At 60.7% G+C, this 22,890-nt stretch carries 21 protein-coding genes; 11 read left to right on the forward strand and 10 right to left on the reverse strand.

Annotation, left to right across the window (positions count from 1 at the left end; translation table 11 throughout):
* Position 1 precedes the first annotated feature (1 nt).
* The 3 genes from ACOYXI_RS24025 to ACOYXI_RS24035 form a co-directional block, all read right to left on the reverse strand.
* Complete coding sequence (locus tag ACOYXI_RS24025) at positions 2 to 1,150, reverse strand: NADH:flavin oxidoreductase (RefSeq protein WP_282413465.1); 1,149 nt, start codon at positions 1,148 to 1,150, stop codon at positions 2 to 4.
* On the reverse strand, positions 1,147 to 2,391 hold the full coding sequence (locus tag ACOYXI_RS24030) for an AfsA-related hotdog domain-containing protein (protein ID WP_115990443.1): 1,245 nt from the start codon (positions 2,389 to 2,391) through the stop codon (positions 1,147 to 1,149). The genes ACOYXI_RS24025 and ACOYXI_RS24030 overlap by 4 nt, the downstream gene beginning before the upstream one ends.
* Positions 2,392 to 2,547: 156 nt before the next feature.
* Positions 2,548 to 3,102, reverse strand: coding sequence for an acyl-homoserine-lactone synthase (locus tag ACOYXI_RS24035; RefSeq protein WP_027610891.1), 555 nt, complete (start codon positions 3,100 to 3,102; stop codon positions 2,548 to 2,550).
* 155 nt (positions 3,103 to 3,257) lie between these two features.
* Here ACOYXI_RS24035 and ACOYXI_RS24040 point away from each other — a divergent pair, with 155 nt between their 5' ends.
* Both ACOYXI_RS24040 and ACOYXI_RS24045 read left to right on the forward strand, forming a co-directional pair.
* On the forward strand, positions 3,258 to 3,977 hold the full coding sequence (locus tag ACOYXI_RS24040) for an autoinducer binding domain-containing protein (RefSeq protein ID WP_027610892.1): 720 nt from the start codon (positions 3,258 to 3,260) through the stop codon (positions 3,975 to 3,977).
* A gap of 325 nt (positions 3,978 to 4,302) precedes the next feature.
* Positions 4,303 to 4,803 carry a phosphate-starvation-inducible protein PsiE gene (locus ACOYXI_RS24045; RefSeq protein WP_003221775.1) on the forward strand — a complete coding sequence of 167 codons (501 nt, stop codon included), beginning with the start codon at positions 4,303 to 4,305 and terminating at the stop codon, positions 4,801 to 4,803.
* On the opposite strand, the gene ACOYXI_RS24050 is transcribed toward ACOYXI_RS24045, so the two are convergent.
* The 3 genes from ACOYXI_RS24050 to ACOYXI_RS24060 all read right to left on the reverse strand — a co-directional run bounded on the left by ACOYXI_RS24050 (position 4,800) and on the right by ACOYXI_RS24060 (position 8,197).
* Positions 4,800 to 5,117 (reverse strand): DUF3509 domain-containing protein, encoded by a 318-nt coding sequence (locus ACOYXI_RS24050; protein ID WP_007968083.1) that lies wholly within the window; start codon positions 5,115 to 5,117, stop codon positions 4,800 to 4,802. The two genes, ACOYXI_RS24045 and ACOYXI_RS24050, sit on opposite strands and share 4 nt — an antisense overlap.
* A 315-nt stretch (positions 5,118 to 5,432) precedes the next feature.
* Complete coding sequence (locus ACOYXI_RS24055; RefSeq protein ID WP_115988185.1) at positions 5,433 to 6,734, reverse strand: HAAAP family serine/threonine permease; 1,302 nt, start codon at positions 6,732 to 6,734, stop codon at positions 5,433 to 5,435.
* Between the two features lie 86 nt (positions 6,735 to 6,820).
* Complete coding sequence (locus tag ACOYXI_RS24060; protein WP_461675372.1) at positions 6,821 to 8,197, reverse strand: L-serine ammonia-lyase; 1,377 nt, start codon at positions 8,195 to 8,197, stop codon at positions 6,821 to 6,823.
* A gap of 135 nt (positions 8,198 to 8,332) precedes the next feature.
* Here ACOYXI_RS24060 and ACOYXI_RS24065 point away from each other — a divergent pair, with 135 nt between their 5' ends.
* Entirely contained in the window at positions 8,333 to 9,280 is a 948-nt protein-coding gene (locus tag ACOYXI_RS24065) for a LysR substrate-binding domain-containing protein (protein ID WP_461675373.1), read from the forward strand.
* Positions 9,281 to 9,480: 200 nt separating this feature from the next.
* The gene (locus tag ACOYXI_RS24070) at positions 9,481 to 9,885 is read left to right on the forward strand and encodes an HPF/RaiA family ribosome-associated protein (protein WP_027610895.1); all 405 of its coding nucleotides are present in this window, start codon (positions 9,481 to 9,483) and stop codon (positions 9,883 to 9,885) included.
* A 282-nt stretch (positions 9,886 to 10,167) separates the two neighbouring features.
* Here the strand turns inward: ACOYXI_RS24070 and fecA are convergent, their stop codons facing one another.
* The 3 genes from fecA to ACOYXI_RS24085 form a co-directional block, all read right to left on the reverse strand.
* On the reverse strand, positions 10,168 to 12,498 hold the full coding sequence (gene fecA / locus ACOYXI_RS24075; RefSeq protein ID WP_461675374.1) for a TonB-dependent Fe(3+) dicitrate receptor FecA: 2,331 nt from the start codon (positions 12,496 to 12,498) through the stop codon (positions 10,168 to 10,170).
* Between the two features lie 208 nt (positions 12,499 to 12,706).
* The gene (locus ACOYXI_RS24080) at positions 12,707 to 13,639 is read right to left on the reverse strand and encodes a DUF4880 domain-containing protein (RefSeq protein ID WP_461675375.1); all 933 of its coding nucleotides are present in this window, start codon (positions 13,637 to 13,639) and stop codon (positions 12,707 to 12,709) included.
* Entirely contained in the window at positions 13,636 to 14,124 is a 489-nt protein-coding gene (locus ACOYXI_RS24085) for a sigma-70 family RNA polymerase sigma factor (protein WP_134785466.1), read from the reverse strand. Before ACOYXI_RS24085 ends, ACOYXI_RS24080 begins: the two co-directional genes overlap by 4 nt.
* Before the next feature lie 178 nt (positions 14,125 to 14,302).
* Between ACOYXI_RS24085 and ACOYXI_RS24090 the strand changes: the two genes are divergently transcribed.
* From ACOYXI_RS24090 to ACOYXI_RS24115, 6 genes are all read left to right on the forward strand, one after another.
* The gene (locus tag ACOYXI_RS24090; RefSeq protein ID WP_007967542.1) at positions 14,303 to 14,608 is read left to right on the forward strand and encodes a DUF3649 domain-containing protein; all 306 of its coding nucleotides are present in this window, start codon (positions 14,303 to 14,305) and stop codon (positions 14,606 to 14,608) included.
* The gene (locus ACOYXI_RS24095; protein ID WP_461675376.1) at positions 14,605 to 16,188 is read left to right on the forward strand and encodes a PepSY-associated TM helix domain-containing protein; all 1,584 of its coding nucleotides are present in this window, start codon (positions 14,605 to 14,607) and stop codon (positions 16,186 to 16,188) included. Before ACOYXI_RS24090 ends, ACOYXI_RS24095 begins: the two co-directional genes overlap by 4 nt.
* A complete protein-coding gene (locus tag ACOYXI_RS24100; protein WP_461675377.1) occupies positions 16,188 to 16,514 on the forward strand; it encodes a DUF3325 domain-containing protein in 327 nt (108 codons plus the stop codon). Before ACOYXI_RS24095 ends, ACOYXI_RS24100 begins: the two co-directional genes overlap by 1 nt.
* 1 nt (position 16,515) lies before the next feature.
* On the forward strand, positions 16,516 to 17,082 hold the full coding sequence (locus ACOYXI_RS24105) for an RNA polymerase sigma factor (RefSeq protein ID WP_003221797.1): 567 nt from the start codon (positions 16,516 to 16,518) through the stop codon (positions 17,080 to 17,082).
* Positions 17,079 to 18,068: a FecR family protein gene (locus ACOYXI_RS24110; RefSeq protein ID WP_461675378.1), complete on the forward strand. Its 990-nt coding sequence runs from the start codon at positions 17,079 to 17,081 to the stop codon at positions 18,066 to 18,068. The genes ACOYXI_RS24105 and ACOYXI_RS24110 overlap by 4 nt, the downstream gene beginning before the upstream one ends.
* Positions 18,069 to 18,282: 214 nt before the next feature.
* Entirely contained in the window at positions 18,283 to 20,712 is a 2,430-nt protein-coding gene (locus ACOYXI_RS24115) for a TonB-dependent siderophore receptor (protein ID WP_210558925.1), read from the forward strand.
* A gap of 143 nt (positions 20,713 to 20,855) precedes the next feature.
* Here the strand turns inward: ACOYXI_RS24115 and ACOYXI_RS24120 are convergent, their stop codons facing one another.
* On the reverse strand, positions 20,856 to 21,731 hold the full coding sequence (locus ACOYXI_RS24120; protein WP_027610904.1) for a helix-turn-helix domain-containing protein: 876 nt from the start codon (positions 21,729 to 21,731) through the stop codon (positions 20,856 to 20,858).
* Positions 21,732 to 21,985: 254 nt separating this feature from the next.
* Here ACOYXI_RS24120 and ACOYXI_RS24125 point away from each other — a divergent pair, with 254 nt between their 5' ends.
* Complete coding sequence (locus ACOYXI_RS24125; RefSeq protein WP_134785470.1) at positions 21,986 to 22,888, forward strand: DMT family transporter; 903 nt, start codon at positions 21,986 to 21,988, stop codon at positions 22,886 to 22,888.
* Positions 22,889 to 22,890 lie beyond the last annotated feature (2 nt).

Raw genomic sequence — 22,890 nt, forward strand, 5'->3', positions numbered from 1 at the left:
CTTATGCCAACGCGGGGCGTAAATATTTCGGGTTTACGCAGCAATACACCCGATCCAGTCGCGGATTGCTTTTGTCACTGAAGCACTGGCTGTCCCATCGACATTTGTGGATGTCGGCGGAGCGGCCCTGCAGGGTTTTATTGATCAGGTCGTTGTCGGCAAACAGCGCCCGCGACATCCCCACCCAATCGCATACGCCGTCGGCGAGCAACTGCTCGGCCTTGTCCAGACCGTCGATGAAACCGGCGTAACCCACCGGTACTGTCGACACCGACTTGATCGCCCGCACGCCGGCTTGCAGGTAGTGGTCCATGGTCTCCGAATGCACGATCAACTGGCCGAAGGTCGCGCCCATGCACATCGAACATTCCAGCGCGGCAACGCCGGCCTGACAGAGCGCCTGCACGGTTTCCTTGAGGTCCGGATATTGCAGCCCTTCAGCGCCCAGACGGTCGTCGATGCCCAGACGAATAGTGACGATCAGTTGGCCCTGGGTGCGCTCGCGGATGGCCTTGACCACGTCGAGCAACAGTCGCGCACGGTTCTCTTCGCTGCCGCCATATCGGTCAGTGCGCTTGTTGGTGTGCGGCGAGAGAAAACTGCTCAGCAGGTAGCCGTTGGACGCCTGCAATTGCACCAGACGCGCGCCGTTGGTCCAGGCCAGCCAGGCGGAATGGGCGAACTGCTCGATCACCAGGGCGATGTCGCTTTCGTCCATGATCCGCACGCGATAATCCGGATCAAGTTTCGACACGCGCGGGCAGGGCACGCCGCTCGGGGTCAGCACGGCAACGCCGGTGTGGGTGGTGGTGCCCTGACCGCCGTAATGCTGCAGTTGCACACCCACCGGCGTGTTGACCTGCTCGGCCATGGCGAACATCGCCCTGAGCGATTCGCCCTGCTGCTGTTCGAACAGGCCGAGCCCGGTGCTCTGTAAACGCGATTGCGGCGAGACCGTGGCGTTGCACAGAAACGCCATGGAGCAACCGCCCTCCATGATGCCCTGATAGAACTCGATCATGGCGGGCGTCACACACCCGCTGTGATCGGCCAGGTCCACGCCCATCGACGCGAAGAACAGCCGATTGCGCAACTCCAACCCGCCGGCCAGCCGCAGGGGCTCCAGCACGTGGGGATAGCGCGGCATCATGCTTCCTTCCTTTGTTCGGGCATCGCCGAAGCTTGGTCGAAGGTCATCCACAACGGTTGGCCGAGGACGGGCGCCGGAACCGGGGCGGTTTCTTCGTGGGAGAAGTAAGCGAACTGTTTGAGCACTTCGCGCCACTTGAAACGCAACGGCGAATCCAGCTCTGCCAGGTGCAGTTTGAGCGTGCCGGCCTTTGTCGCGTCGCTGGCGTGCAGCGATTGCAACGGCAGGCTGATCATCCCTTCGTTTTCCAGGTACAGGTAGACGTGTCCGCGCTCGGAGGCCTCAAGCGGACTGTCGCATTGCACTTGCAGGCCGGCCATCGACAGCAGCTCCAGACGGGCGGAGAGGTGACGACCTGAATCCAGGCGCACCAGCACTTCATGGCGGATGCCCTTGAGCGGACGGAACCAGCAGGCGGGGTCGATGTTGATATTGCGCATGCGCTTGAACACCGGCATCTTGATCACTTCACCGTGCAGGCGAATGTCGGCCACCAGCTCGCCCCGCTGGAAGAATCGCGCACGCTTGTCGACCTTGCGCGCCCGCGGCTGGGCCATGCCTTCGTAGTCGCCAACCAGCACATCCACCTGAAACGAAGACTCGGTGTAACGGGGAAAACTCGACAGCAGATCAACGATGGAAATCGACACCTCACCGCGGGCATAACCGCTGTGCTCGTAGAACTGCGCGTACATCGCCTGGCGTGCCGCTTCGATCAGCATCAGGCCGGGCACGTGCTCGTGGTGCTTGCGGTAGAAAAAGTAATTGGCGGTGTCGTTGAACAGGGTGAAATAGAGCAGACCCTGCTGCGGGCAGCCGTCCAGGTTTTTCAGGACATCATGTACCTGCCGGCGCTGATCGAGGCTCAGGCCGTTGCCGCAACCGGGCAGTCGAGCCAGTTTGGCCTCGGTGCTTTCCAGCACCCAGATGCCGCTGAGGATCAGGTGGTCGGTGGCCTTTTCGTAATTCGTCAGCAGTTCCGGCAGACAGTCCGACAGGCCTGCCTGTTCGAGCTCTTCCAGGTCAATGATGGTTGGCAGCGAGCGCAGCACCAGACGTTCGCTGTCCAGCCGATAGGCCTGATTGACGATCTCCAGATCCATTGGATCAAGGTTCGCCCGTTGCACGACGGCGGCCGGCAGCCAGGCCGGCAGCAAGTGGTGAGCGTCGTAAATCAGCACGTCGTCATCGTGGCCCTTGTGGACGATGTCTTTGGCAACTTTCCTGTGCATGTCGATCATGATCATCCCTCTGTGTTGAACGTTGGTTGTAAGGCAGTTGCTATCCATGGCGTGAAATCGACCCACACCGAAAGGTGCTGCTCGACGCGTGTCAGCAGCTTCAGTTGATGTGTTTTCTTGTTTTCTTGTTTTCTTGTTATCGAGTGTCGGGCAGGGTTACTGCACCGTGATGTAGCAGGCGCCCAGGGTTCGGTTGTCCAGAACCTGCAGCGGCGCCAGCCATTTGTAGTCGATGCCGCCACGTCTGAGCAGGCGTCCGATGGCAACCGGGGACACTGACACCAGATGTGAAACGCCGCAGGTTCGGGCGTACTCCAGCGTGGCCATGAACAGGCCGACGGTGTTTTCGTCGGACATCATCTGTTCGTTTTTGCCGCCCTCGGCATCGAGGTCCAGTGAGGTGAAGCGCGACAGCTCCCAGATGTCATCGCCGCACGGGGCAGGCTTGTCGCCGAGCAACGAAGTGAATACTTCACTCAGCAGATACGGCTGGGTGGTGGGCAGCAGGCGGGCGCATCCCTTGATGTTGCCGTCGTGTTCTTCGGCGACGATGTAGTGAGTGCCGCTGTGATCAAATTGGTCGAACTCGAAATCGTCCGGCGTGGATAATTGCCAGCCGAGGCGTTCGACGAACACCTGATAGCGATATTGAGCCAAGCGTTGACGCTTTAGTGTCGTCAACTCGTCATAACGTCCTGACAAGTAATCCATCACAGATTCCGTTTAGTGATTGGTTGGGTGGCGATTAAAGTGCACACTGCGCTCGCATACTACCTGTCACCCTTGACAGCTAGCGGAAACATTTGGAAATATGCTAGGCATGTTGGCAAGAGGCCGACAGCATTAACTGCGGGAAAGGAATCTCTATGTCATATTGGCAGGCTGAACTGTTGGAAAACGCCATGTCTGCAACGGATGTCGAGTTGTTGTTCGACAGTATCAAGACCGTCGCCAGGCAGTTGGAGTTTGATTATGTGGCTTACGGGTCACGCCGACTTTTCCCCATCACCAAACCTTGTCTTTTTCTCGCCAATAATTATTCGCCCGCCTGGCAAGCTGCCTATTCCGCCAATCGTTACCTGGACATCGATCCTTACGTCCAGCGCGCAATGCGCAGCGTGAAACCGGTGCTGTGGGACGCTGAACTCAAGGCTCAGATGCCCGAATTCTGGCAGGATGCGCAGGCTCACGGGCTCTCGGAGGGCTGGGGGCAGACGCTGCTCAACAGCGAAACTCAAGGGCTGGTGACCTTTGCCCGGGGCAGCGGGACGATCACCGCGCAGGAACTCGAAACCAAACAGGCGCAGCTGTCCTGGCTGGCCCAGATTACTCACCTGGGGCTGACGCGCCTGCAGATGCGCGGCGCCGATTCGGTGCTCCCGGTGCCGATAGAACTGTCGCAGAGAGAAAAGGAAATCCTGCAATGGACCGCTGACGGAAAGTCATCGGACGATGTTTCGGTGATCCTCGGTATCAGCAAAAGGACAGTAAACTTCCATATTAACCATTGCCTGAAAAAACTCGGTTGCCAAAACAAGATCGCCGCTGCAGTTAAAGCTTCGCTGATGGGCCTGCTGTGGAAATAATTACCCTGATAATTTATTGGATAACTAACTGGTGAATAACCGGAGTGTTTGTGCGCGAGTTCACAGATTTTCCCGATTAATAATATTTCATTTATAAGCTAATGCCTTTTCAAGCGTAACGAATTCATCAAGAAACTTCAGTTATAGCGTCACAAACATTCCTGGCGACGGTGCCTGTTCAACGGTGCGACCAAACGCCACGGCGCAGGTTTCATGCCGGCTCGCCATGATGCGTGGCCTCGTTTCTGCATGGCGCATAGCGCATACAGAAAACCGTCACGTCCAACCGGCATCATCCGCTCGCATCGGGCTAAGGAACATCATCGTGAAAATCAACTGGGCCGAGAAACTGCGGCAAAACGTGCATCAACTGGCCGAGTCCCTGGGCAACCTGTTCGTCGAGACCTTCCACTACCTGGCGCTGTTCGCCATTGGTGCGGTGACCGCATGGGCGGCGGTGATGGAATTTCTCGGCATGCTCGAAGAAGGCCACATCAAGATCGATGACATTCTGTTGCTGTTCATCTATCTGGAACTGGGGGCGATGGTCGGGATTTACTTCAAGACCAACCACATGCCGGTGCGCTTCCTGATCTACGTGGCGATCACTGCGCTGACCCGCCTGCTGATCTCCAACGTCTCGCACCACAACCCGCCGGACATGGGCATCATCTACCTGTGCGGCGGCATTCTGCTGCTGGCGTTCTCGATCCTGGTGGTGCGTTACGCCTCGTCGCAATTTCCGTCGGTGAAGATCGAAAAGCCGCAACGCAAGCTCGGTGCCGGCTCCGGTGAACACCCCGAGATCGAGAAGGGCGAGCTTTAAAGCCCCATCGACGGCCGAGGCTGGCCGTTGCTCTGCTGCGGTGGCGGAGGCAGCCCGTCACCGCTGGTCATCGCTTCAAGGATCGCCATGGCGCTGTGGCCCTGTTCGATGGCGATGCCGAACTGAATGCTTTGCACCAGCCGCTTGAGCCGTACCGGATCGTTGCGCTGTTCGGCGCTGATCATCCGTTTGGCGACGATTCGGCCGCTGTTCGACAGGGTCAGCATGATGCTGCCGTCCAGCCCCTGAATGCTCAGGTTGATCTGATAGTCCGGCGCGAAGGCATCGGTAATGATCTGAAAAGGGTTGTCCATGATGCGTCACCGCCTGATTGAACGTGCAGTTGTTGACCGGCCGTGATCGGGTTGGTTCGCAATACCTGATCATCGGCGATTCCGTGGCCTGTGTTGTTGCGTTTTGTAGGAGCTGCCGAAGGCTGCGATCTTTTGATCTGCGCTGTTTTGACTTCGGTCATGAAGATCAAAAGATCGCAGCCTCGTTGCACTCGACAGCTCCTACACAGCTCCTGCACAGGTCATAGCAAGGGCTGTGCCGGGAAAATTGTTGGACAATGGATACGGCATAAAAAAGGCGAGCCCATGGCTCGCCTTTGTCATTTGTGGCCCGTTTCAGGGCAGAACCGAGTAGATGATCGCCGACAGTGCAATCAGGCCGATCAGCACCACGAACACGTTGGACGCCTGTCCCGAGTACTGGCGCAAGGCTGGCACACGGCGGATGGCGTACATCGGCATCAGGAACAACAGGCAGGCAATCACTGGCCCGCCGAGGGTTTCGATCATGCCGAGGATGCTCGGGTTGAACGTCGCCACGGCCCAGCAGCTGAGGATCATGAACAGCGCGGTCGCACGGTTCAGCCAGCTCGCCGACATCACCTTGCCACGGCCGCGCAGGCTCTTGACGATCATGCCCTGAAAGCCTTCGCTGGCGCCGATGTAGTGGCCGAGGAAGGATTTGGTGATCGCCACCAGCGCGATCAGCGGCGCGGCGTAAGCGATGACCGGGGTCTGGAAGTGGTTGGCGAGGTACGACAGGATCGAAATGTTCTGCGCCTTCGCTGCTGCCAGATCGGCCGGCGACAGCGCCAGTACGCAGCTGAAGCAGAAGAACATCACCGTCACCACCATCATCCCGTGGGCCATGGCGAGGATGCCGCTGCTCTTGCGTTCGGCCTCGGCGCCGTAGCGCTGCTTCTGGTCAACCGCGAAGGCGGAGATGATCGGCGAGTGGTTGAACGAGAACACCATCACCGGGATCGCCAGCCACAGGGTCTTGAGGAACGTCGACAGCGGCATCGCTTCCTTGGCGCTGGCGAAGAACGCGCCGTTCCAGTTGGGGATAAGGCTCAGGCCGAGCAACAGCAGCGCGGCGACGAACGGATAGACCAGCACGCTCATGGCTTTGACGATCACGTTCTGCCCGCAGCGCACGATCGCCATCAGGCCGAGGATCAGCACCAGCGACAGGATTGCCCGAGGTGGCGGCGCGATGTGCAATTGATGTTCGAGAAAACTGCTCAGGGTGTTGGTCAGTGCAACGCTGTACACCAGCAGGATCGGGAAGATCGCGAAGAAGTACAGCAGGGTGATCAGCTTGCCGGCACCGATGCCGAAGTGTTCTTCAACGACTTCGGTGATGTCGCCCGAACGCCCGGACAAGACGAAGCGGGTCAGGCCCCGGTGGGCGAAAAAGGTCATCGGGAACGCCAGCAACGCCAGAATCAACAATGGCCAGAAGCCGCCGACACCGGCGTTGATCGGCAGAAACAAAGTGCCGGCACCGATGGCGGTGCCATACAGACCGAGCATCCAGGTGGTGTCGGATTTGCTCCAGCCCTTGTGGGCTATTTCGGTGTTGCGTGTGCGATCTACAGCGGGATTTTCGGCAGCAGGTGTACGTACATCGGTCATCGTTTTTGCCTCGTTATTATTTTTGCTCGGGCTCACGGTTGGCGGGCCGCAAGTTGCGGCCCGCCGGGGCGGTCAGGGAACGCGCGTCAGCATTCCACCCAGTTCACGGCCAGGCCGCCCCGTGAAGTCTCTTTGTATTTGTCGTGCATGTCGGCGCCGGTATCGCGCATGGTGCGGATTACCCGGTCGAGGGAAATGAAGTGTTTGCCGTCGCCGCGCAGGGCCATTTGCGTGGCGTTGATCGCCTTCACGGCGGCGATGGCGTTGCGTTCGATACACGGCACCTGCACCAGGCCGCCGACCGGGTCGCAGGTCAGGCCGAGGTTGTGTTCCAGGCCGATTTCAGCGGCGTTTTCCAGTTGCTCCGGGGTTGCGCCGAGCACTTCAGCGAGGCCCGCCGCGGCCATGGCGCAGGCCGAACCGACTTCGCCCTGGCAGCCGACTTCGGCGCCGGAGATCGAGGCATTTTTCTTACACAGAATGCCGACGGCGGCGGCGCCCATGAAAAAAGCGACGACGTCATCGTCAGACGCGTCCGGATTGAATTTCATGTAGTAGTGCAGAACGGCCGGAATGATCCCGGCCGCGCCGTTGGTCGGCGCGGTGACCATGCGCCCGCCAGCAGCGTTCTCTTCGTTGACGGCGAGGGCGAACAGGTTGACCCACTCCATCGCCGACAGCGTCGAACTGATCACGTTCGGCTTGCCGATTTCCAGCAGGCTGCGGTGCAATTTCGCCGCGCGGCGCGGCACGTTCAGCCCACCGGGCAGGATGCCTTCGTGACGCAGGCCTTGCTCGACACACTCGCGCATCACCGACCAGATGTGCAGCAAGCCGTTACGGATCTCAGCGTCGCTGCGCCAGGCCCGTTCGTTGGCCATCATCAGCTCCGACACGCGCAAGTTGTGCTGCTTGCACAGGCTCAGCAGTTCGGCGGCGCTGGAAAAATCGTACGGCAACACCACGTCGCCGGCCGGCGCCACACCGGACTCGGCTTCCGCCGCTTCGATGATGAAGCCGCCGCCAATCGAGTAGTACGTTTGCGTGAACAGCTCGGCGCTTTCGCCAAAGGCTGTCAGCGACATGGCGTTGGGGTGGTAGGGCAGGCTTTCGTCCAGCAGCAGGAGATCGTGCTGCCAGTTGAAGGAAATTTCTCTCTGGCCGGCCAGCAGCAACACGCCGCTTTCGCGCAGTTGCTGGATGCGTGGATCGATGGTCGCCGGATCGATGCTGTCCGGCCATTCGCCCATCAGGCCCATGACCGTCGCGCGGTCGGTGGCGTGGCCGACACCGGTGGCCGACAGCGAACCGTACAAACGGATTTCCACGCGACGCACATCGTTGAGCAAGCGTTGCTCGATCAGCGTCTGGGCGAAGGTCGCGGCGGCGCGCATCGGGCCGACGGTGTGGGAACTGGACGGACCGATGCCGACTTTGAATAGATCGAAAACACTGATAGCCATGCTAAACCCTTACAAGCAATGGAGTAGGAATCGCTGCCATTTTTTGTAGGACAAGCGCAATGTCGGCGATACTGCCTACCTCGGTCCTACGTGACCAACGAAACTTCCTAAGAAAGCCTTTAGCAGGACTAAACGATGAGTCGTCAATTGCATGCCCAGACCTACGTCTGGCTGCAGGTGTTTTCCTGTGCCGCGCGGCACCTGTCGTTCACCCGTTGCGCTGAAGAGCTGCACATCACTCCGGGGGCGGTCAGCCAGCAGATTCGCCAGCTGGAAGAGCGCCTCGGTTTTCGCCTGTTCCACCGACGGGCGCGGGGCGTGGAGTTGAGTGCGGAAGGCCAGCGGTTAGCGATTACCGTCAACGAGGCCTACGGCAGCATCGATGCGGAATTGCGTCGACTGGATGCGGGGATGATCAGCGGGATTCTGCGGGTGCGTTCGATTCCATCGTTCCTCAGCAAATGGCTGACCCCGCGTTTGCCGCGTTTGCAACAGCGTTATCCGGACATCCAGTTACGGCTGGTGGCAGAGGACAGCAGCGTGCCGTTGCATGAGGGCGATTTTGATCTGGCGATTGACCTGAATGACGGCAGCTATCCGGGGCTGTTATCCACAGCCTTGCTTGACGAACAGATTTTCCCGGTGTGCGCGCCGAGCCTGTTGCGTGGACGTCCGCCGCTGCATGGGCCGGTGGACCTGGTGCATTTCCCGTTGTTGCACGACATCACCGCCTGGCGCGGCAGTTATGAATATGCGGAATGGGAGTTTTATCTGAACGCGATTGGCTTTGAAGGTGCCGACGTACGGCGTGGGCACACGTTCAATCGCAATCACCTGACCATCGAAGCGGCGATCGCCGGTATGGGCGTGGCGATTGCCCGGCGCACGTTGCTCAACGATGAACTGGAGCGCGGGACGTTGATTGTGCCGTTCGGCCTGTCGGTGCCTAACCACAAACGCTACGTGCTGCTGTATGCGCCGGGGGCCTTGAGCCATCCGGGCGTGCGCGCGGTGCATGACTGGCTGGTGGAGGAAGCGGCGATTTTCCGCAGCTTGCACCCGTTGAACGACGGGCAATGGTGAGCAGATTTTGCAGGGTTGCGTGGCGACCCAACTCCCGACCTTACCAGTGACTTGCCCGGTTGTCCGGCTTTTTTTGCGAATGAATATTTATCTTTTTTCAGGGGTTGAAATGTTCGTCGGTCGGGCCGATTGTTGTAACCAGGAGGTCAGGAAATCCAATTCAAGGCCTCTGGCGAGCTAGCTGAAATAAGGGATGAACTATGCAAATCCAAGTCAACAGCGATAACCATATTCAAAGCAGTAAGCGACTGGAGGAGTGGGTACGTACAACTATTGAGAGCACGCTCGAACGTTATGAAGAAGACCTGACCCGTGTCGAAGTCCACCTGAGCGACGAGAACGGCGACAAACCAGGTCCCCATGACTTGCGCTGCCAACTGGAAGCGCGGCCAAAAGGCCATCAACCGATTTCCGTCACCCACAAAGCCGATTCGCTGGAACAGGCGATCGACGGTGCAGCCGAAAAACTGGAACACGCGCTGGAGCACCTGTTTGGCAAACTGCGAGGCAAACCTCGCGCCGCCATCGTGCCATTCAGCAAGGCGAATGATGCACTGCTGGAGGAAGAATTTCTCGAGAACGAACAGGCAGCGATCAACAGTTGATACGCTGATTTTTCAAGCCACCCAATGAGAACGGGCCTGCGCAAGCAGGCCCGTTTTTGTTTGTGGCGTTTTTTGCGCAAGGCATCAGAAAGCGGCCCCTCACCCCAGCCCTCTCCCTCCGGGAGAGGGGGCCGACCGAGGTGTCTGACGTGAAACATCGACCTGAAAGACCGACTCGACTATGGATTCGGCAAAGCAGAATCAGGTCGGCGTACTTCGCAAGCATCCCGCAATCAGTCCCCTCTTCCTTGGGAGAGGGTTAGGGTGAGGGGTTTTTCAATCTCAGAACGCGAGGGAGGTTTGCACATACACCGTGCGCGGCTCACCCACGTACTTGCCCTTGTTGTTGTCATCGAACGAGCGGGTGAAATACTGGGTGTTGAAAATGTTCTTCACCCCCACCGCCACGTTCAGATCCGACAATTGCGGGCCGAAGTCATAACCGGCGCGGCTGCTGAACAGCATGTAGCCGGGGATCTTGCCGGTGCTGCCGTCGGCGCTTTCCTTGGAGGTGTTGGCATTGTCGGCGAACTGGTCGCTCTGGAAGCTGCTGTCGAAATTGAGTTTCCACGGGCCTTCGGTGTAACCGACGCCAATCGTGCCTTTATGTTTCGACGAGAACGGCACGCGATTGCCCTTGTTCGGCCCGTCTTCGCGGATGGTCGCGTCAACATAGGCATAAGTGGCGTACACATCGAAACCGGCGAGTGCCGGGCTCAAGTCATCCAGCGCGTAGTTGACGCTGGTCTCGATGCCCTGATGGCGGGTCTCGCCACGGGCGATCACCGAATCGTTGGTCTGGTTGCTTTCGTACTGGTTGTCGAAGTTGATCAGGAACGCACCGATTTCTGCGCGCAGGGCGCCGTTGTCATAACGGGTACCGAGTTCCCAGGTGCGGGCCTTCTCCGGTTTGACTTCGCCGCTGCTCACACGGTTGGGCATCTGACTGTATTGCACGCTGCCGAACGAACCTTCGGTGTTGGCGTACAGATTCCAGCTGTCGCTCAGGTGATACAGCACGTTCAGCGCCGGCAGCGCGGTGTTGTAGTCGCCCTTGTATTTGACGTCGGTCAGGTTGTTGGTCTGCTGCGACTCGATCATCTCGTAGCGCACGCCCGGAGTGATGGTCCATTTGCCGATGTCGATGCGATCGTCGACGAACAACGCATTGGCTTCGGTTCCACCGCGGGTGTCGCGGTCGTTGCGGCTGTCGGTAGTCGGGTATTGGTTGCTGCTGATCGGCGTGCGATAGCGCAACTCGTGGCCGGCCTCGTTGATGAAGCGGTAACCGACGCCGACTTCATGGCTGGTCGGGCCGAGGTCGAAGCCTTGGGCGAAACGCGTTTCGAAACCGCGTACCCAATATTCGCGCGGTGACAGCGAGAGGAAACTGCCCTGATCCAGATAGCCGCTGCGCAGGGTCTTGGTGAAGAAGGTGTTGGCGGTGAATTCGCGGCGATCTTCCTGATAGCGATAGCCGAAGTTGAACATTGTGCGGCGACCCCAGAACTGGTCTTTCAGGCGCGTCGACTGATACGGATCGGCGTCGTAATCGGCAACGCTGAGGCCGCCGGGCATGTCGGCCTTGCCTTCGTAATACTGGGCCATGGCGTTGAAGCTGTTGGCCTCGTCGAGCTGGTATTTACCCTTGAGGATCAGGTCGTCGATTTCGCTGTCGCTGTGTTCACGCCAGTCACCGCCACGGGTGCCGGAGTACAGCAGCGCGCCGCCCAGACCATTTTCGTTGGTGCCGCCGGCCAGCAGGTTGGCGTTGGTCTTGAAGCCGTCATGGCTCGACGACGGACTGGTCTCAGTCTGGAAACCACCCTTGACCGTCGGCGCGTCGGGAATGGCGCGGGTCACGAAGTTGACCACGCCACCGACGTTCTGCGGGCCGTAACGCACGGCGCCGCCGCCACGCACCACGTCCACGGCATCCATGTTGCCCATGCTGATCGGCGCGAACGACAACTGCGGTTGGCCGTACGGTGCGAACGGCACGGGAATGCCGTCCATCAGTACGGTCGAGCGCGCGGCCAGGCGCGGATTGAGGCCGCGAATGCCGAAGTTCAGCGCCATGTCATGGCTGCCGGTGCCGTTGTTTTCCGGGGCGTTGACCCCGGGGATGCGGTTGAGCACATCGCGCGCCTGAGTCGCACCCTGACGTTCGAAGTCTTCGCGGCGGATCACATCGCGGGCGCCGGGGTGTTCGAACACGTTGACCTGCGCCGCTTCACCGAGCCAGTCACCGACGACTTTCGAGGTGTCCAGCTCCAGCGCCGTGTCGCCGACCGGTTGCAGGCTGAAGGCATTGTTGCCCTCGGCGCGAGCTTGCAGGCCGGTGCCTTCGAGCAGCGCATCGAGACCTTGTGCAGCGCTGTAGCTGCCTTCGAGGCCACGGCTTTGCACACCGCTGGTGACTTGCGAGCCAAAGGAAATCAGCACGCCGGCTTCACGACCAAACTGGTTGAGGGCGTTTTCCAGCGATGCCGGAGCGATGTGGTAAACCTTGGTTTCGGCAGCCATGACCGGCAGGGCGCTGAAGCTCAGGCTGGCGCCCAGTATGAGGTTGCGCAGGCGACGGGCCAGTGGCGTGAGGCGGGTGGGGTGCATGAAGGGTGATCCTGAGAAGGTTGAATCAAAGGGGCTTTCCTTCTCTGTCACGCCAGATCTGAAAAACGGCTCACGGTTTACGAATATTTTTTGCATGACTGATTTTGTGGCGAGGGAGCTTGCTCCCCGTTGGGGCGCAAAGCGGCCCCTGTATTGAGGGCCTGCTGCGCAGGCCAGCGGGAGCAAGCTCCCTCGCCACAGTTTTGTTTTAAACCCGGGCCTCGACGCTGACCCAATAGCGGGTAAAGCGCCGCACTTTCACCGGCAGACTGATTTGCAGCAGATCAAGAATCCGCTCGCTGTCGTCCAGTGGATAGGTCCCGGAGATCAGCAGGTCAGCCACTTTCGCATCGCAATGCAACTGGCCGCGACGGTAGCGGCTGAGCTCTTCAAGAAAATCGCCCAGGCGCATGTGCGCGGCGATCAACATGCCGTCGGCCCAGGCGCCGCTGTTGGCGTCCAGTGGCTTGGCTTCGCTGACCGAAGTGGCGCTGAAACTCAGCTGACGGGCGACGGGCAGCCACATCGGTGCGTGCTCGTGGCGGGTCAATTCGACCTGGCCTTCAAACAGCGCCACCTGCGTACGATCGGCAAATTGCCGGACGTTGAGCCGGGCAGCAGCGGTTCTCAACAGCCCTTGTGCCGTGCGCACTTCGAACGCTTGGGCGGTGCTTAGGAGGATCTCGCCTTCCAGCAAACGGATCAGCCGTTGCGTGCTGTCCACGTCCGCTGCGCTCGCGGTGTTGAGCTGCAACTGGCTGCCCGCACCCAGCGTAACCTTGCGGCGCTCCCCCAGCGGACTGCGGTAATCGGCGAGCAGCGTCGGCAGCGGATTGTGCTCGCGCATGCCCCAGGTGACGGCAGAACCGGCACCCAGAAGCAGCAGCAACTTGAGGGTCTGGCGTCGACTGGAAGACTTCGACCCGTTCAACGCGGCGTGGGCCAATGGCGACGCCACGCCGCGCAAGCGCTGGTTGACTCGCTGCATGTGCTCCCACGCGCGACGATGTTCGCTGTGGGCGTCCAGCCATTGTTGCCAGGCTTGTTGCTGACGGGGGGAGAGCGACCCTTGCTGCATTTCCACCAGCCAGTGCACGGCCTGTTCGGCCACTTGCGCGGAGAAATCCGGAGCGCGGTTCATAGGGCGAAATAGCAGCGCAGGGCGGCTTTGTGCAGATGGCGTTTGACCGTGGCTACGGAGATGCCCAGCTCGGCGGCGATTTGCGGATAAGTCAGGCCATCGACCTGCGCCAGCAAAAAGGCGCGCTTGACCAGACGTGGTAAGCCATCGAGCAGTTGGTCCAGCTCGATCAGGGTTTGCAGGATGATCGCTTTGTCTTCTTCCGATGGCGCAACCATTTCCGGCATCTGCGCCAGGGTGTCGAGGTAGGCGCGTTCCAGGTCCTGGCGGCGGTAGTGATTGAACAGCACACGTTTGGCGAGGGTGGTGAGAAACGCGCGCGGCTCGACAATTACCGATTGTTCACGTGCAGTGAGCACGCGGATGAAGGTGTCCTGAGCCAGATCCGCCGCGCTGTCCGGGCAGCCGAGTCTGCGCCGCAACCAGCCGGTGAGCCAGCTGTGGTGGTCGTGGTAGAGCGATTCGACGGGATGGGCGGACGGCAAGGGTATTACTCCGGGCGCACGTTGGATGCGTTAGAGAACAAGAACTGTTCGCATTGTAGGGGCGGGCGAGGGTGTCCGGCAATCAGATGCTTTTGCGTATGAGAATATTTATCATTAATATTGCTCGCCTGTTGGTTCGGCTTGTCGGCCGGACGTTTTTTCGTTTCAGGGTCGAAACATGAAAGGCAAACTCGCCTCACTTCCCATGTCCTATCGTCTGGCTGTCACTTCGCGGGTGCTGGCGGCGGTGTTCGGCGGCTATCTGGTCGCGGCGCTGGCCAGTGTCGCGTTGACGATGTGGCTGCCGTTGAGCCGCGCCGAAGCGGTGGTGACCGGTATGACCATTTCCTTTCTGGTCTATCTGGTCGCGGTGCTGTGGTGCTTCGCTTGCCGCACGGCGTGGTCGGCGTGGGTCGGTTTGCTGGTGCCCAGCGTGATTCTGGCAACGGTGTCGGGTGCCGCGCGGGGCTTGGGTTACGCATGAAAGAGGGCTTTCGTCAGTCGATGGCCTGGCTGCACACGTGGACGGGGCTGGTGTTCGGCTGGCTGCTGTTTGCGATTTTCCTCACCGGAACGCTGGCCTATTTCAAGGATGAGATCAGCCACTGGATGCAGCCGGAAATTCCCGCACGACCCATCAATGCCGAAGCGAGCCTGACCCTGGCGCAAAGTTACCTGCAGCAACACGCCGCCGGCGCCTCGCGCTGGCTGATCGACTTGCCCGACGCCCGTGACCCGGGCCTAACGGTGCGCTGGCAGCAGGCGCCGAACACACCGGGCGAGCGCGGCAAGTTCGAATCCAGAACACTCGACGCGCAGACCGGCAGTGAAGTCCAGGCCCGCGAAAGCCTGGGCGGCGAGTTCTTCTACCGCTTCCATTTCCAGCTGCAAATGCCTTATCCATGGGGCCGCTGGCTGGCGACGATGGCGGCGATGGTGATGTTCGTCGGGCTGATCACCGGCATCATCACCCACAAGAAAATCTTCAAGGACTTCTTCACCTTTCGCCCGCGCAAAGGCCAGCGTTCATGGCTCGACGGGCATAACGCGGTCGGCGTGCTGGTGCTGCCGTTTCACTTGATGATCACCTACAGCAGCCTGGTGATTTTCATGGCGATGGTCATGCCGGCGAGCATTCTGGCGTCCTATAACGGCGACGTGCGCGCCTTTTACGACGAAGTTTTTCCGGCATCGAAGACCCCTGAGCCAGCCAACCGGGCGGCGCCGCTGAGCCCGATGGCTCCACTTCTGGCCAAGGCCAGCGAGCAGTGGGCGGGAGGCAGCACCGCGCGGCTGACAGTGAACAACCCGGGGGACGCGAATGCCTCGGTGGTGCTGTCGCGCCGTGGCGACCGCGTCGTCCACGATTTCGGTCGCGCGGTGACGTTCAACGGCGTCACCGGCGAGCGCCTCGGCAGCACCCCGGAGCAGCCAGTGGCGATGGCCGTCGGCGGCACGTTCTACGGTTTGCACATGGGCCACTTCGCCGGGGCGACGTTGCGCTGGCTGTATTTCATCTGCGGTCTGGCGAGTACCGCGATGATCGGCACCGGGCTGGTGATCTGGCTTGGCAAGCGCCAGCTCAAACACGCCAAGAGCGGCGTGATGCCGTTCGAATTGCGTCTGGTGGAAGTGCTGAACATCGCCAGCATGGCCGGGCTGGTGTTGGCGGTGGCGGTGTTCTTTTTGGCCAATCGCCTGTTGCCGACAGATCTGCTCGGGCGCGCCGATCAGGAAGTGAATGCGTTTTTTATCGCCTGGGCTTTGAGTGTGGTGCATGCGTTGCTGCGCAAAGGGCGCAAGGCCTGGGTCGAACAGCTCGCGCTGGCTGCCGTGCTGTTTATCGCGGCGCCGCTGATCAATCTGACCACACCGTGGAATCTCGGGGTAACGCTGGCGCAAGGTGACTGGACGCTGGCGGGTTTCGATCTGACTTGCCTGGGCGCAGGTCTGTTCCTCGGCTGGGCCGCATGGAAAATGCAGCGTGCCGGCGGCGCCGTCAGCGTGAAAAAAACATCCCGCGAAAAGCCGCGACCGATCGCGCTTGAGCAGGAGGTCAGCTGATGTTGCTGGCGCTGTTGCTGTGCTACGCCGGGTTCAGCGCGTTGTGTCTGTCGATGCCTCGGCACCACGATGAGCTGCTCGGCAACAAACTCTCGGCGCGACGCGCACGGGTTTTGAAACTCGCCGGTTGGCTGTTGCTCGGGCTGTCGCTTTGGGCGGCAGTCGCTGCACACGGCTGGAGTTTCGGTCTGGTCGACTGGTTCGCGGTGCTCATGCTCAGCGCCTTGGCGTTGGTGCTGTTGCTGCCGTATCGCCCACGTCTGGCCCTCGCACTGGCCGGGTTGAGTCTGCTGGCCAGCCCGGTCGCTGCCTGGGCGCAGGTCTGACATGCTGATCGGTCATCCCCCGGAATCCCGCGACGACGAACCGCACGGCGCGCGTGCGCATTTTCTTCAGGTGTTCCTGTCGCAGCGGTCGCAGATGGAAGCGCTGGTCAACCGGCGCGTCGGCTGCCGGGCCACGGCGGCGGATCTGGTGCAGGATCTGTTCCTGCGTTTCTGGCGGCGGCCGCTGGTGCAGGTCGAAGAACTCAGCACCTATCTTTTGCGCTGCGCCGGCAACATCGCCATCGATCACTTGCGCAGCGAAGGCACGCGTGTGCGGGTCAATGAGGGCTGGCAACCGGATGCGCCGGACAGTCACGGCAGCGAACCGCAAGCCGCGCTCGAAGCGGGCAATGATCTGCGCCATGTCGAGGCGGCGTTGCGTGCCTTGCCCGAGCGCACTCGGCAGATCTTTTTGCTCAATCGCATCCACGGCCGCAAATACGCAGACATCGCCAAAGCCATGGGCCTGTCCCAAAGCGCCGTGGAAAAACATATGATGCGCGCCCTCGAGGCCTGCAAGGCCAGCCTGCGCGAACCCGCGCCACGCCTGCCAGGGAAAGCACCGTGAAAGTCACCGACCGCGTCACCCCGACGCCTGCTCAGGAGAAGGCCGCGCTCGCCTGGCTGAGCCTGCTGCACGACCGCCCGAGCACCGGCGATCAACTGACCTTCAGCCAATGGCTGCGCGCCGACCCGGCCCACGCCGAGGCCTACGCCCAGGCGCAAGTGCTCTGGGAGTTGAGCGAAAGTCCGGCGCGTACCTTGGCCGATGAAGAGGCGTTGGCGTTGCAGGGCTACCTCAATGCGATGGATCGTCCGCGTCGTTCAACGCTGCTGCGCTGGTCGGGCGCGCTGGCGATGGCCGCGTGTCTGATGCTGATGATCAGCCTTGGCACGGGTTGGCAGCCGCAGCGCTGGATCGATGATCTGGGTGCCGATTACGTTTCGGCACCGGGCGAGATCCGCACCGTGACCCTGGCCGATCAATCGCAAGTCACGCTGGATGCCGACAGTGCCATCGCGGTGGATTTCAGTCAGGGCGAGCGGCATGTGCAATTGCGTCGCGGTGCCGGATTTTTCAGTGTCGCGCATACGGGGGATCCGTTTGTGGTCGCGGCGGAGAAGGGCGAGGCGCGGGTGCTCGGCACGCAGTTCGAAGTGCGTCTGCAGCCCGGTGGTGCGCAAGTCACGGTGCTGTCCGGGCGTGTTGGCGTGACGGCGGATCGCAACGCGCAACAGCAGATTCTGACCGCCGGCCAGCAAGTGGCTTACGGGCAGGGCAGTGCAGAAAAACTGCACGCGGTGGACAGCGAGGCGCAACTGGCTTGGCGTCAAGGCTGGCTGAATTACTACAAGGCGTCGCTGGCCGATGTGGTGGAGGATCTGCGGCGCTATTACCCGGGACGGATTGTTGTGCTCAATGATGAGTTGGCTGCGCGCAAGGTCAGCGGCAGTTTTCCGAGCAAGGATCCGCAGGCGGTGCTCAGTTCCCTGCAAGGGGTGCTGGGGTTTGAGCAGCATCAGGTGCTGGGGCATCTGATTATTTTGCGCTAGGTCTACTGGCCTCTTCGCGAGCAAGCCCGCTCCCACAGGGGAATGCATTCCAGAATGTGGGAGCGGGCTTGCTCGCGAAGGCGTCAGAACTACCGACACTGCTCCCGAAAAATATTTTCAAATTTGTGGTGAGGTAAACCGCAGCCCCATCCGTGTAGTGACTGAAACTGCGAGTCATTCGCATCCGTTGCGGTTCTACACAGGTCATTGAGCAATGAAGTCCAGGGCAAAATCGGGTTCGGTCAAACAGTGGTTGGGTGTTTCGGCATTGAGTTTTTCGGCGTTGGCGCTGTTGCCGCTGAGTGTGGCGCTGGCCGCTGAAACCGTCAGCAGCCCGACACAGAAACAGTTCAGTTTCTCCCTGAGCGCCAAACCACTGCCCCAGGCTCTGAGCGACTTCAGCCGCGTCACCGGGCAAAGTGTGGTCTACACCGATGAAGCGCCGTACGGCCTCAACGCCCCGGCCGTCAGCGGCCAGATGAGCGCCGAACAGGCGCTGCAACGCCTGCTCAGTGGTTCCGGCATGACCTTTCGCCGTACCGACAGCCACACCCTGGCGCTGGAACCGCAACCCACCGCAGGCGCACTCAATCTTGGCGCGACCACCATCACGTCGATGCGTGACGAGTCGATGAGCTATCAGCCGCCGCAGACCAGTTCGGTGATGCGCTCCTCGGCTTCGCTGCAGGAAATTCCGCAGACCGTCAACGTGATTCCGGCCCAGGTGATCCGTGATCAGGCCCCGCGCAATCTCGACGATGCGTTGGCCAACGTCAGCGGCATCACCCAGGGCAACACCTTGGGCAGCACGCAAGACTCGGTGATGACCCGCGGTTTCGGCGACAACCGCAATGGCTCGATCATGCGCGACGGCATGCCGATCGTGCAGGGCCGTGGCATGAACGCGACGGTCGATCGGGTCGAAGTGCTCAAGGGCCCGGCCTCGTTGCTCTACGGCATTCAGGATCCGGGCGGCGTGGTCAACCTGGTCAGCAAGAAGCCGGAACTGACTCAATACAACGCCCTGACCCTGCGCGGTTCCACCTACGGCGACGGCAAAAATGGCAGCGGTGGCACCTTCGACAGCACTGGTGCGCTGGGTGAATCAGGGCTCGCCTATCGGCTGGTGCTGGACCATGAAGACGAAGATTATTGGCGCAACTACGGCACTCACCGCGAGACGCTGATCGCGCCGTCGCTGGCCTGGTTCGGCGAGCGTACCCAGCTGTCGTTCGGCTATGAACACCGCGAGTTTCTCACCCCGTTCGACCGGGGCACGGTAATCGATCCGCGCACCAACCATCCGCTGGACATCTCGCGCAACGAGCGTCTGGACGAGCCGTTCAACGACATGGAAGGCCGTTCCGACCTGTACCACTTCGAAGCCGACCACGAACTCAACGACGACTGGAAAGCCCATTTTGGCTACAGCTGGAACCGCGAAACCTACGACGCCAGCCAGGTACGCGTGACCGCCATCGACACCAAAAAAGGCACGCTGACCCGCAGCATGGACGGCACGCAAGGCGCGATCAGCACTGACCGTTTCACCACCGCCAGCCTCGAAGGCAAAGTCAACCTGCTGGGCATGCAACATGATCTGGTGTTCGGCGTTGACGATGAGTACCGCAAGATCTACCGCGCTGACCTGATCCGCCAGAAAAGCCTGAGCACCTTCAGCTATGTCAATCCGGTGTATGGCCGTGAAGTCGAAGGCACCACGGTCAGCCCGGCGGACAGCGCGCAGACCGATCTGCTGCGCAGCGATTCGGTGTTTCTGCAGGACTCGATACACCTCAACGACCAGTGGATTCTGGTCGCCGGCGGACGCTTCCAGGAGTACGACCAGTACGCCGGCAAAGGCGTGCCGTTCAAGGCCAACACCGACAGCAACGGGCAGAAATTCGTACCGCGCGCCGGTCTGGTGTATCGCTACACCGACGAATTATCGTTCTACGGCAGCTACACCGAATCGTTCAAACCCAACTCGACCATCGCCCCGCTCAGCGGCAGCAGCACCGTGCTCGACGGCAGCATTGCGCCGGAAGAGGCCAAGTCGTGGGAACTGGGTGCGCGTCTGGATATGCCGGGGCGCATCACCGGCAATATCGCGCTGTTCGACATCAAGAAGCGCAACGTGCTGGTCTCCAATTCTGAAGGCCCGACCACCATTTACAGCGCGGCTGGCGAAGTGCGTTCCCGGGGTCTGGAACTGGACCTGACCGGGCAGTTGACCGATCGCTGGAGCCTGATCGGCGCCTATGCCTACACCGATGCCGAGGTCACCGACGACCCGGACTACAAAGGCAATCGCTTGCAAAACGTGGCGAAGAACAGCGGTTCATTGTCGGCGGTGTATGACTTCGGCAGCGTGATGGGTGGCGACCAACTGCGGGTCGGTGCCGGGGCGCGGTATGTCGGCGAACGCGCGGGCAATGCGGTGAATGATTTCGACCTGCCGAGCTACACCGTGGCCGATGCGTTTGCCACTTACGACACCAGACTCGAAGGGCAGAAGGTCAAGTTCCAGCTCAACGTGAAGAACCTGTTCGACCGCACCTACTACACCTCCGCGGCGAGCCGGTTCTTTGTGTCGATGGGCGATTCGCGGCAGATTTCGCTCTCCAGTACGCTGGAGTTCTGATTCAGGACCGCGTCATCGTTCTTCGCGAGCAAGCCCGCTCCCACAGGTTCCCCGGTCGGACATAAACGTCTTGAACGGCCGCAGACCTTGTGGGAGCGGGCTTGCTCGCGAAGAGGCCCGAACAGGCAATAAAAATCCCGCCTCTAACGCAAAAATGCCTGCCGATATTCCCCAGGCGTCCCACCCAACACCTGCCGAAACCGGTTGGTGAAATGACTGGCACTGGCAAACCCGCACGCCAGTGCAATCTCCCCCAGCGGCAACGCCGTGCCGCGCAACAATTCCCGCGCCCGGTTCAAGCGCCGCGCCAGCACGTACTGATGCGGCGGCAGGCCGAAGCTCACGCGAAACATCCGCGCAAAGTGGTATTCCGACAGCGCACACAATCCGGCCAGTTGCCCGAGGCTGATCGGCTCGGCCAACTGATTGTCGATGAACTCGACCAGTTGCCGCCGCTGATGGGGCGCCAGTCCGCCCTTGAGGCGCACACCCTGCCGGGCGCCGACCTGGCTGAGCAGGGTATGGCTGATCAATTCATGCGCAATGCTGCTGGTCAGCAGGCGTTCGGCCGGTTCGTCCCAATTCAGTGTCAGTAACTGACGAAAGCGTCGGGCCTGCTGCGGATCTTCCAGAAAGGTCTGCTCGCGCAACTGCATCTCTCGCGGCTCGCGATCCAGCAGCGTGACGCAACCCAAGGCAAATTGTTCGGCGCTGAAATACAGATGAGCGAGACGCAGATCGCCGTTGATCACCCAGCCCGATTGGTGATCGGCGGGCAGGATGCACAACTTGTCCGGTCCGCCCTTGCGCCCCGGTTGGCCACGGCGAAAGGTGCCCGTGCCCCCGGCGATGTAGCAGGAAAGCGTGTGGTGGCTCGGCGTTTCGTATTCCTGGGCATCGTGGTGGTTGGTCCACAGGGCCGCAGACAAGCCGTCACCGAGATCGGCGCTGTGCAACAGGCGTGCATTCGGCGAGCGGTTGAGGGCTTGGAAGACTTGCAGGGTATCGATAGCGGCCATATTCGGTTCTCTCCAACGCCTTGCATCCTACTCCGTAGCTTTCGCGCTGCCAGCCTGTCGAGCGACAAAAGCGCAAGAATCTGCAAGCGCCCCGATCGTTGCTGTCGCACCCTGAACCTCCATACAACACAACCCTGTGGCGAGGGAGCTTGCTCCCGCCGCGCTGCGCAGCGGACCCATCAGTGAGTGCTGCGCACTCAAGCGCGAGCAAGCTCGCTTGCCACAGAGTGCCCGGTGTTCTCAGGAGTTTCGTCATGAACCTTTCGCTGTATCTGCTGACCGTGCTGATCTGGGGCACCACCTGGATTGCCCTGAAATGGCAACTGGGCGTGGTGGCGATTCCGGTGTCGATCGTTTATCGCTTCGGTCTCGCCGCGCTGGTGCTGTTCGTGCTGTTGCTGCTCAGTCGGCGGCTGCAACCGATGAATCGGCGTGGCCATTTGATCTGTGTGGCGCAGGGGTTGTGCCTGTTCTGCGTCAACTTCATGTGCTTTCTGACCGCCAGCCAGTGGATTCCCAGCGGGCTGGTGGCGGTGGTGTTTTCCACGGCCACTTTGTGGAATGCGCTCAATGCACGCGTATTCTTCGGTCAGCGCATCGCGCGCAATGTTTTGATGGGCGGGGCGCTCGGCCTGTTTGGTCTGGGAATGCTGTTCTGGCCGGAACTGGCCGGCCATCACGCCAGCCCCGAAACGTTGCTTGGTCTTGGCCTGGCGCTGTGTGGCACCTTGTGTTTTTCGGCGGGCAATATGTTGTCGAGTCTGCAGCAGAAGGCAGGCTTGAAACCCTTGACCACCAATGCCTGGGGCATGGCCTACGGGGCGGCGATGTTGTCGGTGTGGTGTCTGGTCAATGGCATTGCGTTCGACATGGAGTGGTCGCCACGTTACGTCGGGGCGTTACTGTATCTGGTGATCCCCGGTTCGGTGATCGGCTTCACCGCGTACCTGACGTTGGTCGGACGTATGGGGCCGGAGCGTGCGGCGTATTGCACCGTGCTGTTCCCGGTGGTGGCACTGAACGTGTCAGCGTTTGTTGAAGGTTATCAGTGGACGGCACCGGCGTTGTTCGGGCTGGTGTTGGTGATGCTGGGTAATGTCTTGGTGTTTCGTAAGCCGAAAACGCTGGTGGCGCCGGTGCAGGGGAAGTTGGTATGAAA

This window comes from Pseudomonas sp. G3-19 (genome assembly GCF_054855875.1).

Bases quoted from the DNA above. Each gene is read 5' to 3' on its own strand.
- ACOYXI_RS24025 (WP_282413465.1), bottom strand. From the start codon at position 1,150: ATGATGCCGCGCTATCCCCACGTGCTGGAGCCCCTGCGGCTGGCCGGC.
- ACOYXI_RS24030 (WP_115990443.1), bottom strand. From the start codon at position 2,391: ATGATCGACATGCACAGGAAAGTTGCCAAAGACATCGTCCACAAGGGC.
- ACOYXI_RS24035 (WP_027610891.1), bottom strand. From the start codon at position 3,102: ATGGATTACTTGTCAGGACGTTATGACGAGTTGACGACACTAAAGCGT.
- ACOYXI_RS24040 (WP_027610892.1), top strand. From the start codon at position 3,258: ATGTCATATTGGCAGGCTGAACTGTTGGAAAACGCCATGTCTGCAACG.
- ACOYXI_RS24050 (WP_007968083.1), bottom strand. From the start codon at position 5,117: ATGGACAACCCTTTTCAGATCATTACCGATGCCTTCGCGCCGGACTAT.
- ACOYXI_RS24055 (WP_115988185.1), bottom strand. From the start codon at position 6,734: ATGACCGATGTACGTACACCTGCTGCCGAAAATCCCGCTGTAGATCGC.
- ACOYXI_RS24060 (WP_461675372.1), bottom strand. From the start codon at position 8,197: ATGGCTATCAGTGTTTTCGATCTATTCAAAGTCGGCATCGGTCCGTCC.
- ACOYXI_RS24065 (WP_461675373.1), top strand. From the start codon at position 8,333: ATGAGTCGTCAATTGCATGCCCAGACCTACGTCTGGCTGCAGGTGTTT.
- ACOYXI_RS24070 (WP_027610895.1), top strand. From the start codon at position 9,481: ATGCAAATCCAAGTCAACAGCGATAACCATATTCAAAGCAGTAAGCGA.
- fecA (WP_461675374.1), bottom strand. From the start codon at position 12,498: ATGCACCCCACCCGCCTCACGCCACTGGCCCGTCGCCTGCGCAACCTC.
- ACOYXI_RS24080 (WP_461675375.1), bottom strand. From the start codon at position 13,639: ATGAACCGCGCTCCGGATTTCTCCGCGCAAGTGGCCGAACAGGCCGTG.
- ACOYXI_RS24090 (WP_007967542.1), top strand. From the start codon at position 14,303: ATGAAAGGCAAACTCGCCTCACTTCCCATGTCCTATCGTCTGGCTGTC.
- ACOYXI_RS24095 (WP_461675376.1), top strand. From the start codon at position 14,605: ATGAAAGAGGGCTTTCGTCAGTCGATGGCCTGGCTGCACACGTGGACG.
- ACOYXI_RS24100 (WP_461675377.1), top strand. From the start codon at position 16,188: ATGTTGCTGGCGCTGTTGCTGTGCTACGCCGGGTTCAGCGCGTTGTGT.
- ACOYXI_RS24105 (WP_003221797.1), top strand. From the start codon at position 16,516: ATGCTGATCGGTCATCCCCCGGAATCCCGCGACGACGAACCGCACGGC.
- ACOYXI_RS24115 (WP_210558925.1), top strand. From the start codon at position 18,283: ATGAAGTCCAGGGCAAAATCGGGTTCGGTCAAACAGTGGTTGGGTGTT.
- ACOYXI_RS24120 (WP_027610904.1), bottom strand. From the start codon at position 21,731: ATGGCCGCTATCGATACCCTGCAAGTCTTCCAAGCCCTCAACCGCTCG.
- ACOYXI_RS24125 (WP_134785470.1), top strand. From the start codon at position 21,986: ATGAACCTTTCGCTGTATCTGCTGACCGTGCTGATCTGGGGCACCACC.